This is a genomic window from Niveispirillum sp. (assembly GCF_017996735.1).
In the GTDB taxonomy this organism is placed as follows: domain Bacteria; phylum Pseudomonadota; class Alphaproteobacteria; order Azospirillales; family Azospirillaceae; genus Niveispirillum.
The window spans coordinates 93,709-104,367 of sequence record NZ_JAGOGJ010000010.1 but is presented as its reverse complement, the minus strand read 5'-3'; the positions used below and the strand labels follow the sequence as shown (position 1 = coordinate 104,367).

The window sequence follows — 10,659 nt, the reverse complement described above, 5'->3', positions numbered from 1 at the left end:
TTGGCGGAACCCATCTGGGCCAGCGGTCATCCGCCGCTCAAACAGGCCGGACACATGAACGCATTCGACCCGAACAAATCATCTCGCCTACCCCTTGTTCCCAACGGGCCGTCCACACATGGTATTACAGCCCCTTGGACTTCACCAGTTCGGCCAGATTGACCTCCGACCGCGCACCGTAATGGGTGATGATCTCACCGGCGCAGATGGCGCCCAGGCGGGCGCAGTCGGCCGGATCGCGGCCCTGGGTATAGCCAAAGAGGAAGCCCGCCGCGAACAGATCGCCCGCACCGGTCGTATCCACCACGTGCGCCACCTTTTCGGCCGAAACCGTATAGGTATCGTCGCCGACCAGAACGGTGGCCCCGGCTTCGCCGCGCGTCAGGACCGCGACTTCGACGCTCTGCCGCGCCTCGGCGGCGGCGCTGTCGAAATCGCCGCCGAACAGGGCCACGATCTCGCTCTCATTGGCGAACAGGATGTCGACATGGTTCTTCACCAGATCGCGGAAACTGTCCAGGTGGCGGTTCACGCAGAACGGGTCGGACAGCGACAGCGCCACCTTCTGACCGGCTGCATGCGCCAGGGATGCTGCCTTCAGGAAGGCCTGCTTCGCGGCCGGCGGGTCCCACAGGTAGCCTTCCATGTAGGTGACCTTGGCCGACTGGATCACGGCCGGGTCGATATCGTCGGGCGTCAGGTCCAGGCAGGCGCCCAGGAAGGTATTCATGGTGCGGTGGCCGTCGGGCGTCACCAGGATCAGGCAGGACCCCGTGGGCTTGCCATCCGTCAGGTCGGGCGTGTCGAACACGACGCCGGCGGCCCGGATGTCGTGGCGATAGACCTTGCCCAACTGGTCATGGGCGACCTTGCCCACGAACGCGCCCTTGCCGCCCAGCGACGCCAGGGCCGCCATGGTGTTGCCGGCCGAACCGCCCGACATTTCCAGGCCTGGCCCCATCTTGGCATAGAGCGCATCCGCCTCTTCCGCGCTGATCAGGCGCATGGCGTTCTTCACCAGGCCGTTGGCGGTCAGGAACTCTTCGTCGGCCTTGGCGATCACGTCCACGATCGCATTGCCCAGGCCCACCACATCATAAACAGCCGCCACGAATGGCCTCCACACAACAGTCAGAATTGGCGCGGAGTATAGGCAGGCCGCGTCTTGCGGCAAGTGCGCATGCAACCCCATATGAAGAGGGGCCGCGCATGGGTCGCGGCTTTCATCGGGGAGGAAGCATGATCCGGGAACTGGCGCGTGCCGTGGGCCAATTGCCCGACCCCGCCTTCACCCGGGTGCTGATCCTGTCGGCCCTGGGCACCATCGTCCTGTTCGCGGGCCTGCTGACCGGATTCGGCTGGCTTCTGACCGATACGAACCTGTTCGATATCGGCTGGGTGGAGACGGGGATCGACCTGTTGGGCGGGGTGGCGGGGCTGGCCCTGGCCTGGCTGATGTTTCCCGCCGTGATGGTGGCCGTATCATCCACCATGCTGGACGGGATCGTCGACGCCGTGGAACGCCGCCATTACCCCCACCTGCCCCCGCCGCGCCATATCCCGGTCTGGCGGTCGGTGTGGGAGGGGGTGAAGTTTCTGGGCCTGGTGGTGCTGCTCAACCTGCTGGCCCTGCCGCTCTATTTCGTGCCCGTGGTCAACCTGTTCGTCTGGTTCCTGGTCAACGGCTACCTGATCGGGCGGGAATATTTCGAACTGGTGGCGATGCGCCGCCTGGGTCCCGCCGGGGTGAAATTCCTGCGCGACGACAAGCGGATGGGACTTTTTGCGGCAGGCGTCATTATCGCCTTTCTTTCGTCGCTTCCACTCGTCAATCTGCTGGTGCCCGTGCTGGCGGCAGCGTTCATGGCGCATCTTGTGGAAGGGATGCGGCGTGATATCCCGGCCGCCGTGGCCTGAGCGAACCCCGCCTTTTTCCGATGCGATATTGGGGGCAAGACACCATGTTCCGACGCCAGAGACCGCCCGTGGCCCCGGCCACGCCAACCCCGCCCGTACCGCCGGTGCCGTCGGCACCGCCGGTCGATGCCGGCGGAAGCCCTGCCGGGTCACGCCCGGCGGAGCCGGCGGTCGCGCCATCCATCCCTGCCACTGCCGCACCCAGCACCGATACCGGTTCCGAAACCAGCCCGAGGACGACGATGAATACGCCTTTCTCCACCCCGCCCGGCGGCCCGCTTGCCTCTGCCGCCCCGTCCCTGAAGACGGAGATTCCGCGCCGCGTCGTCGACATCCCCAACAGCCCGCCCAAGCGCGTCGCCCCCACCGGCGTGGAGGGCAACAGCGCCGCCGCCGCAACGGAAATGCGCAAGCTGATCGTCGGTCGCGACATCAGCCTGTCGGGTGAGATCGCCGCCTGCGACGTGCTGGTCGTGGAAGGCACCGTGGAAGCCAAGCTGCGCGACGGCCATGTGGTGGAAATCGCCGATACGGGCCTGTTCAAGGGATCGGTGGAGATCGACGAGGCCGATATCGGCGGCCGGTTCGAAGGCGACATCACCGTGCGCAACACGCTGAAGGTGCGGTCCACGGGCCGCATCAACGGCAATATCCGCTATGGCACGCTGGAAGTGGAAAATGGCGGGCAATTGTCGGGCACCATCCAGGTGCTGGGCGGCGCCCCCGTCGCCACGCCGGCCGCGGCGGAGCAGGCCGCCGCCCCGGTGCCGTTGGCCGACACCACGGCCGACGCGACGGCGGAAAGCGCGGTCGGCTGATCCCCGCCATCGGCATCCGACCCGCAAAACCCCGCCGGCACCACCGGCGGGGTTTTTCATGTGGCGAGGACAATTGATCCCCTTGGCGGCAGGCCGGGAGCGGTGTTGGCTGGATCAGGCTTCCAACCGCCGGGGGAACCCGCCATGACCCAGCCCTTCCTGTTCCCGCCCGCCGCCGCCCTGGCCGCCATCGGCGACCGCGCGGGCATACAGCGCTTCGAATATGTGATCCGCCACGGCAGCATGAAGGCCGGCCTTTACGCCCCGCAAAACCGGGACGAGCAGGGGCCGCATAAGCAGGACGAGCTTTACGTGATCCTGACCGGCAGCGGCACCTTCGCCAAGGCGGGTGTGGAGGTTCCCTTCGGCCCCGGCGACCTGATCTTTGTGGAAGCCGGCGCGGAACACCGGTTCGTCGATTTCAGCGAGGATTTCACCTGCTGGGCCCTGTTCTGGGGACCCGATGGCGGGGAGGTGGCGGGGTGACAGCATGCCTGCCTTGTCCGCATCGCCGAACAAGACGCTTGCATCCGTCACGAACTTTGTCCATAAACCCGGCCACCGCGACGATCACCCAGACGACGCGTACAGGTTTCGGGGCCATAGCTCAGCTGGGAGAGCGCTACAATGGCATTGTAGAGGTCAGCGGTTCGATCCCGCTTGGCTCCACCAAAACAAAGGCTCCGCCGGAAACGGCGGGGCCTTTTGTCTTTTCCGGTCCCCGGGCACCGATCCTTCTTGCCGCCCCCCTTCCCGAAAGGGAAACTGTGCCGCTGAAAACGGATCAAACGGGGGGATATCTTGGCGCGCAGGCGGAACGGGCGGCGACAGGGCTTTGGCTGGGGCCGGGCGCTGGGATATGGCGTGGCGGGCATCGGCGGTCTGGTCCTGATCGCGGCCGGGGCCTTCACGGCCAATCTTCTGGTCTCCAAACCCGTGCTGGACGGCTCTCTGGCCCTGAAGGGACTGTCCGCGCCCGTGGCCGTGACGCGGGACGGTCAGGGTGTGCCCACCCTGACGGGCGGATCGCGCATCGATCTGGCCCGCGCCCTGGGTTTCCTGCATGCGCAGGAACGGTTTTTCCAGATGGACCTGATCCGCCGGTCGGCGGCGGGTGAATTGTCGGGTCTGCTGGGTCCCGTCGGGCCAGTGATGGAGATCGACCGGGCACGCCGCGTCCATCGCCTGCGCCATCGGGCCGAACAGGTGGTCGCCAACCTGCCCGCCGATCAGAAATCCCTGCTGGATGCCTATGCCGACGGGGTGAATCAGGGGCTGGATGCCATTACGGGGCGGCCCTTCGAATATGGCTTGCTGCTGGCCACGCCCCAGCCCTGGACGGCCCAGGATACGATCCTGGCCGCCTATGCCATGTATCTGGACCTGCAGGACGAGGATGCGCTGACCGACCGGATCCGGGGCCAGACCCTGGCCCGGCTGGGTCCGGAAATGACGGATTTCCTCTATCCGCGCGGCACCGGCCTGGATGCGCCCATCGACGGTGTGCCCCTGCCCGAGCCCGCCCTGCCCGCCGCCGTGCCCATCGTGGGGGATAAGGCAGCGTTGATCGATGCCGATCCCGGCCCGACCATCGGCAGCAATGCCTGGGCCGTGGGCGGTGCCCTGACGGCCAGCGGGGCGGCGCTGGTAGCCGATGACATGCATCTGGGCATCGCCGTGCCCGGCACATGGTATCGCGCCCGCCTGCGCATCGCCGACGGGCCGGACGCCATGGACGCCACCGGCGTCACCCTGCCCGGCACACCCGCCCTGGTGGCCGGCAGCAATGGCAAGGTGGCCTGGGGATACACCAATTCCTATATCGACACGGCCGATGCCGTGCTTCTGGAATCCGTGGAAGGATCACCCGGTCGTTACCGCACGCCCGACGGGCCCAAGGATCTGACCCGCGTGACGGAACGTATCTGCCCCGCCTGGGCCGATTGCCAGGATCTGGTGGTGGAGGAGAGCATCTGGGGCCCGGTCGTGGACACGTTGGCCGATGGCACCAAGGTCGCCGTGCGCTGGACGGGGCATGAACCGGACGCCATCAACCTGACCGGGCTGCTGGGCCTGGAACGGGCCGACAGCGTCGATACCGCGATCACCATCGCGCATGGCGCGCGGCAGCCGCAGCAGAACCTTGTGGTGGGCGACGCCGCCGGCAATGTCGCCTGGACCGTCATCGGGGCGGTACCGTCCCGATTCGGCCAGGATGGCGCCATACCCGCCAGTTGGGCAGACGGTACACGCGGCTGGAACGGCATGCTGCCGCCCGATCAGGTGCCGGTGATCCGCAATCCCGACCATCACCGCATCTGGACCGCCAATGCCCGCATCGTGGGCGGCGATGCCTATGCCAAACTGGGCGATGGCGGCTATGACATGGGCGGACGCCAGGGACAGATCCGTGACGGGCTGTTCGCCCGCGACCGGTTCGGCCCGGCGGAGATGCTGGCCATCCAGTTGGATGACCGTGCCCTGGTCCTGACCTTCTGGCAGGAGCAGATGCTGGCCGCCCTGACGGCGCGCACCACGGATACGCGGCTGGCCGCCCTGACCGCGCCGGTCCGCGACTGGGGCGCCCGGGCCTCGGTGGACAGTGTCGGCTATCGCCTGGTCCGCGCCTTCCGCACCACGCTGTCGCAGAAGCTGTACAGCGCCTATCTGGGCCTGGACGGCCCCCTGCCCCGCAACCGCTCCACGGCACAGCAGGAAGGGCCGCTGCGCCGCCTGCTGTCCGAACGCCCGGCCGCCCTGGTCCCGCCCGGCTACAAGGATTGGGAGGCGCTGATCGAATCGGCTCTGGCGGAGGTGGCAGATCAGGTGGACAAGGCCGGTGGTGTCCAGTCCTTCACCTGGGGCGCCCGCAATGTGGCGGAGGTACGCCATCCCCTGGCCCGCATTCTGCCGCCGGTCGGCTGGCTGACCGATCCGCCCGAACAGGGTTTGCCGGGCGACAGCATGATGCCGCGCGTCCAGGGGCCGGGATTCGGCGCCAGTCAGCGATTCGCCGTCGCCCCGGGCCATGAGGCCGACGCCTATTTCCACATGCCCGGCAGCCAGAGCGGCCACCCGCTGTCACCCTATTATCTGCTGGGGCATCAGGACTGGGCGGAAGGCAGGCCCACCCCCTTCCTGCCCGGCCCCGACCGCTGGACCCTGACCCTGGAACCGGGGGCTTGATGGAAAGTTCACTTTCCATGTAAAGCACCCTTGACAAGCCAAAGGCCCCTCCTTCATATGTAAAGCACACTTTACATATCCCGAAGGACGGAGGACATCATGGGGAATTCGCGGCGTTATGTGATCGAGCTTCTGGCCAGCATCACGGCCTATGGCCTGCTGCTGGTGGGGGTGAACAAGGCTGCGCAATGGGGATGGGTGCCGGACGCGCTGTCCGTTCCGGTGGCGTTGCTGCCCATGGCGGGGGGAGTGGCCACGGTCTGGGTGATCATGCGCCATATCCGCCGCCTGGATGAGATGCAGCGCCGCATGCAGTTCGAAGGACTGGCCTTCGGCTTTGCCATGACGGCGCTGATCACCTTTTCCTACGGTTTCCTGGAAGGGCAGGGCTGGCCGAAACTGTCGATGTTTGTGGTGCTGCCGCTGATGAATGCGACTTGGGTGCTGGGCTATGTCCTGGCCTGCCGCCGTTACGGTTGACGGAGGGCACGCGATGAAAAACCGGTTAAAGGACCTGCGCGCCGAACGCGGCTGGTCACAGGGCGATCTGGCCGACAAACTGTCGGTCTCCCGCCAGACGGTGAACGCGCTGGAGAATGGTCGCTACGACCCCAGCCTGCCGCTCGCCTTCGCCATCGCCAGGCTGTTCGAACAGCCGATCGAGGCGATTTTCCAGGAAGACTGAACATGACAGCCGGCAGCTATGTATCTGCCGGCTGTCGGCATTGTGTGAATATTCGGTTTCCAACCGGTCAAGCGGAAAAAACCCATACGGAAGAAAGATGTCTGTCCCGTCTCAGCGGGTTATAGTGGCATCGACAGGGCTCTGGTCAGATGTCAGGGCGGAAACAGGGTCAATAGCGGCGGATGACCACCATGAATCTTGAGCTTCGTACCTTCTCCATACGGGATGCCGCCGCCGAGGAGGATGAACAGCGCATCGCCAATTTCCTGCGCACCGTGGAGGTGGAGCGGATCGACACGGCGTTTGCCGATGGCGGCTGGCGTGTCCTGGTTCATTACCGTGACCTGCGCCGCCGTGAAGAACAGGCGCAGATCGAATCGGCCATCCAGGCGGCACTCAACAGTTGGCGCGTCGACGTGGCCCGGTCCCAGGGGATCGGTCGCGACGAGGTGTTGAGCAACCAGTTGCTGGCGGAAGTGGCACGGTTCGCGCCCACGACGGAGATCGAATTGTCCGTCATCGCCTCCAGCCTTGGGGAGAGCACCCACAAGCACGGGGCGGCCATCGTCGCCGTGGTCCGCCAGACCATGGAAGAACTGACGGGTTAATAAATTCGGTCAAAATTCCTGACCGATGATATCCGCGCCAAGGGGCGCGGTGGCGTCCCCTGCCGGCACCACACCAACGGTCAACAACAGTGACCGTTGGTACGGCGCAGCCCACCTGCGCGCGGGTCCGTGCCGCGTGACGCCAGCCAGCGGATGTTGGCGCCTCAATCCGCCGCGCGGGACATGAGGCGCCGGGTTTCCGCCGGATCGTGCGACAGGGGCACGGTGAAGCTGGCGATGGTGCCCCGGCCCGGCGTGCTTTCCAGTTTCAGTTCCCCGCCATGGCGCAGGATCAGGTCGCGCACCAGGGTCAGGCCCAGACCCGTGCCCGTTTCCCCCTGGGTGCCCGGCCGGCTGGCCTTCGGACCGCCGCGCAGGGCCAGGGCCAGTTGCGTTGGCTCCATGCCCACGCCCTTGTCGGTGACCGCCACCTCCAGCCGGTCCCCCAAGGCCCGGCTGGTGACATGCACCACGCCGCCCTGGTGGCTGAACTTCACCGCATTCATCAACAGATTGCGCAGCACAGCCAGGATCATGGTGCGGTCAGCCAGGACCCAGCGGTCGCCGGCCGCGTCCAGGATGGTGATCTCCTTGCCCTGGGCAGCGGATGCCACGTCGCGGATGGCATCCCCCACAACCTCGCGCATGGGGAAGATGGTGGGCGCGAAGGGCGTGCCCGACATCTGCACCCGCGACCATTGCAGCAGATTTTCCAGCAGTTCGAAAACCTTGCGCGCCATCTCATGCACGGTACGGGCAAAATCCGCCACTTCCTCCGGCTTCATCTTCGGCGCATGGTCGGCCAGTTCCTGGGTCATGCCCAGCATGGAATTGAAGGGGCCGCGCAGGTCGTGCGAGATCAGGGAGAAGAAGCGCGTCTTCTCCCGGTTCAGGAAATCCAGCTCATCATGGGCGGCGCGCAGGTCGGTCAGCGCCCGTTCGGCGGCGTCGCGGGCCTCGCGCTCTGCCAGGGCCGCCGTGTCGCGCACGGCCAGGGCCCGCAGCATCAGCCTCCGCGCGACGAACACCACCACCAGCAACGCCGCCAGGAAGCCCGCGACGGAGATCAGCATGTCGGTCAGGATGGGCAGCAGCGAGGCACCGGCCGGCGCGATATAGACCACGCGCCAGGGCGCATGTTTCAGCGGCACGATGACGACGTGATTGTCGAAGACACCATGGCTCAGCGTGCCATCGACCACGCGGTCGCCCGTGAACAGCGCCGACACATCGCGCGGCAAGGGCTGGTCGGGGCGGCGGCCGCTGCCGGTGATCACCCCACCCTTTTCATCGACCAGCAGCAACAGGGAATCAACGCGCGTGACGGCGCCCAGCGCCTCGCGCAGCCCGGCGATGGGCATATCCACGGCCAGAGCACCGGCATAGCGGCCCTGAAGGGTCAGGGGCAGGGCCAGCACCGCGCTGTCAGGTGAACCGCCCACCGGCCCGCCCAGCGTCCAAACGGGCGTCCCGTCCGGGTTGGCGGCCGGCGCCGCATTCACGAAGGCGGGCAGCGACCCGACCTGGGGCAGAAGATCGGCTTCCCGGCTTTCGACCCAGGGATGGATCACCATCATGCCCGACAGCGATGCATAGATCAGGCGGCGCGCCTCCGGCACCACCTTCTGCGTGACGGCCATCAGGGGCAGCAATTGCACGGCCATGGCCGCTTCCTGCCGCCATCCCGCCTGGTCGGGACGCGACAATAGCGGGTCCCGGTCGATGGCATCCAGGGGCAGGGCCACGACATTGCCGATCTGGTCCACCAGATAGGGTGGGGGCAGCCGGTCCAGCGAGTAGCCCTGTTGGTGGCTGCCGCGCGGATTGCTGGCCAGGAAGGCCGTCAGCAGGCTGCTGTTGGGAACATCGTCGGGGGCCGGGAATTCAGCATAGAAGAACTCCGCCCGCTGGCGCAGCGCCTCCAGATGGCCGATGGCGACGCGCATCTGCATATCCAGCGCCCCGGCGCGCGCACGGACGGAACCCGCCATCGCCGTTTCGAACGCCCGGATACGCTCACTGGCATGCGACCAGAGCAGCACACACCCGAGCGCGACGCCGGCCAGCAGGGCAAGGACAAGCACGCGGTCCGCATGCGCCGCCTCCGCCACGACCGTCCGCCACCGCTTCAAAGCCACCTGCCCCGCCTTTGTCCAGAATGATGCCGAGGCCACCTGAAACGCTTGCCCCGCAAGGGCCTTGCGCCCCCGCACCCCACCTTTGGGACAGTGTTATCACCAAGTTCCGGACCGGGCAACGCGGCACCCCGGACGGGCTTCCGGAATCCCGCCGGCCGCTCCCGCCTGTCCGGTGTCCTGGGTGCGGGATGATTTTTTTCGAACGAAAGCGCTTGACACCCGGCCCGCAGCTCTCTATCACCGCGCTCCACGAGAAGGGCGCGTAGCTCAGGGGTTAGAGCACTCGCCTGATAAGCGAGAGGTCGGTGGTTCGATTCCACCCGCGCCCACCATCCCTTCTCGATCCTGTGAAAAGGCCGGCGGAAACGCCGGCCTTTCGCATTTCTGGCTCACCCTGGACCGGCATCACAGCCGCCCCTGCGACAGGAGGCGGGCTTTCCTTCAGGGCGATGCGTGCCTATCTGCTGCACCTGTTCGTCGCAACCGCATGATCGGCAGCCGCCATGGCCCCTATGCCCGCCCTGTTCATTTCCCACGGTTCGCCCATGCTGGCGCTGGAACCGGAGGCACCCGCCCATCGCTTCCTGAAGGGGCTGGCGGGGCTGGTGCAGCGTCCCCGGGCCATCCTGGCCGTCTCCGCCCATTGGGAGACGCCAGTGCCCGCCCTGTCGCTGGCGGAGCGGCCGCAGACCATCCACGACTTCCGGGGCTTCCCGCCCGCCCTGTTCGCCATGCAATACCCCGCCCCCGGCGCCCCGGCCCTGGCGCAGCAGGCGGGCGCGCTTCTGGCCCAGGCAGGGCTGGAGGTGGCCTACAGCACCACGCGCGGTCTGGACCATGGCGCCTGGACGCCCCTGACCCTGGCCTGGCCGGCGGCCGACATCCCCATCACCCAGTTATCGGTACAGCCGTACCGCGACGCCGCCCACCACGTGTCCGTGGGCGCGGCCCTGCGCCCCTTGCGCGATCAAGGGGTGCTGGTGCTGGGCTCGGGCAGCTTCAGCCACAATCTGATGGAATTCCGCGGCCAGGACCCCACGGCCCCGTCACCCACCTGGGTGACCGCCTTTGCCGACTGGATGCGCCAGGCGCTGCTGGAAGGCCGCCAGACGGACCTTCTGGCCTGGGACCGGCTGGCGCCGGAGGCACGGCGCAACCACCCCACCCCGGAACATCTCTGGCCACTCTACACGGCCCTGGGCGCCGGCACGCCGGAACGGCCGGCCCGGCTGCTGCACAGCAGCACCGACCGCGCCATCCTGGCCATGGATGCGTTTGCGTTTGATTGAGGGGATCATGGGGCGGGA

At 67.0% G+C, this 10,659-nt stretch carries 10 protein-coding genes and 2 tRNA genes; 10 read left to right on the top strand and 2 right to left on the bottom strand.

Features of this window, described 5'->3' with window-relative positions:
* Positions 1 to 124 precede the first annotated feature (124 nt).
* Positions 125 to 1,111 carry an adenosine kinase gene (locus KBA48_RS06135; protein WP_292904249.1) on the bottom strand — a complete coding sequence of 329 codons (987 nt, stop codon included), beginning with the start codon at positions 1,109 to 1,111 and terminating at the stop codon, positions 125 to 127.
* Positions 1,112 to 1,239: 128 nt separating this feature from the next.
* Here KBA48_RS06135 and KBA48_RS06130 point away from each other — a divergent pair, with 128 nt between their 5' ends.
* From KBA48_RS06130 to KBA48_RS06095, 8 genes are all read left to right on the top strand, one after another.
* The gene (locus tag KBA48_RS06130; RefSeq protein WP_292904247.1) at positions 1,240 to 1,917 is read left to right on the top strand and encodes an EI24 domain-containing protein; all 678 of its coding nucleotides are present in this window, start codon (positions 1,240 to 1,242) and stop codon (positions 1,915 to 1,917) included.
* Positions 1,918 to 1,961: 44 nt separating this feature from the next.
* Entirely contained in the window at positions 1,962 to 2,735 is a 774-nt protein-coding gene (locus KBA48_RS06125; RefSeq protein WP_292904245.1) for a polymer-forming cytoskeletal protein, read from the top strand.
* A gap of 144 nt (positions 2,736 to 2,879) precedes the next feature.
* Positions 2,880 to 3,221, top strand: a complete 342-nt coding sequence (locus KBA48_RS06120) for a cupin domain-containing protein (RefSeq protein ID WP_292904243.1) — start codon at positions 2,880 to 2,882, stop codon at positions 3,219 to 3,221.
* Between the two features lie 110 nt (positions 3,222 to 3,331).
* Positions 3,332 to 3,407 (top strand) — tRNA-Ala (locus tag KBA48_RS06115).
* A 129-nt stretch (positions 3,408 to 3,536) separates the two neighbouring features.
* The gene (locus tag KBA48_RS06110; RefSeq protein WP_292904241.1) at positions 3,537 to 5,921 is read left to right on the top strand and encodes a penicillin acylase family protein; all 2,385 of its coding nucleotides are present in this window, start codon (positions 3,537 to 3,539) and stop codon (positions 5,919 to 5,921) included.
* A 99-nt stretch (positions 5,922 to 6,020) separates the two neighbouring features.
* Positions 6,021 to 6,401, top strand: coding sequence for a hypothetical protein (locus tag KBA48_RS06105; protein WP_292904239.1), 381 nt, complete (start codon positions 6,021 to 6,023; stop codon positions 6,399 to 6,401).
* 13 nt (positions 6,402 to 6,414) lie between these two features.
* Positions 6,415 to 6,606 carry a helix-turn-helix transcriptional regulator gene (locus KBA48_RS06100; protein WP_102112422.1) on the top strand — a complete coding sequence of 64 codons (192 nt, stop codon included), beginning with the start codon at positions 6,415 to 6,417 and terminating at the stop codon, positions 6,604 to 6,606.
* A gap of 191 nt (positions 6,607 to 6,797) precedes the next feature.
* Entirely contained in the window at positions 6,798 to 7,214 is a 417-nt protein-coding gene (locus KBA48_RS06095; RefSeq protein ID WP_292904232.1) for an HRDC domain-containing protein, read from the top strand.
* Between the two features lie 164 nt (positions 7,215 to 7,378).
* On the opposite strand, the gene KBA48_RS06090 is transcribed toward KBA48_RS06095, so the two are convergent.
* Entirely contained in the window at positions 7,379 to 9,352 is a 1,974-nt protein-coding gene (locus tag KBA48_RS06090; RefSeq protein ID WP_292904231.1) for a HAMP domain-containing sensor histidine kinase, read from the bottom strand.
* A 256-nt stretch (positions 9,353 to 9,608) separates the two neighbouring features.
* Here KBA48_RS06090 and KBA48_RS06085 point away from each other — a divergent pair.
* Both KBA48_RS06085 and KBA48_RS06080 read left to right on the top strand, forming a co-directional pair.
* A tRNA-Ile gene (locus tag KBA48_RS06085) sits at positions 9,609 to 9,684 on the top strand.
* Positions 9,685 to 9,855: 171 nt separating this feature from the next.
* Positions 9,856 to 10,641 carry a dioxygenase gene (locus KBA48_RS06080; RefSeq protein WP_292904230.1) on the top strand — a complete coding sequence of 262 codons (786 nt, stop codon included), beginning with the start codon at positions 9,856 to 9,858 and terminating at the stop codon, positions 10,639 to 10,641.
* The last annotated feature ends 18 nt before the right edge of the window (positions 10,642 to 10,659 follow it).

What these genes read in the sequence shown, in the direction of transcription:
- KBA48_RS06125 (WP_292904245.1), top strand. Translation starts at nt 1,962, where the DNA reads ATGTTCCGACGCCAGAGACCGCCCGTGGCCCCGGCCACGCCAACCCCG.
- KBA48_RS06105 (WP_292904239.1), top strand. Translation starts at nt 6,021, where the DNA reads ATGGGGAATTCGCGGCGTTATGTGATCGAGCTTCTGGCCAGCATCACG.
- KBA48_RS06120 (WP_292904243.1), top strand. Translation starts at nt 2,880, where the DNA reads ATGACCCAGCCCTTCCTGTTCCCGCCCGCCGCCGCCCTGGCCGCCATC.
- KBA48_RS06130 (WP_292904247.1), top strand. Translation starts at nt 1,240, where the DNA reads ATGATCCGGGAACTGGCGCGTGCCGTGGGCCAATTGCCCGACCCCGCC.
- KBA48_RS06100 (WP_102112422.1), top strand. Translation starts at nt 6,415, where the DNA reads ATGAAAAACCGGTTAAAGGACCTGCGCGCCGAACGCGGCTGGTCACAG.
- KBA48_RS06080 (WP_292904230.1), top strand. Translation starts at nt 9,856, where the DNA reads ATGGCCCCTATGCCCGCCCTGTTCATTTCCCACGGTTCGCCCATGCTG.
- KBA48_RS06095 (WP_292904232.1), top strand. Translation starts at nt 6,798, where the DNA reads ATGAATCTTGAGCTTCGTACCTTCTCCATACGGGATGCCGCCGCCGAG.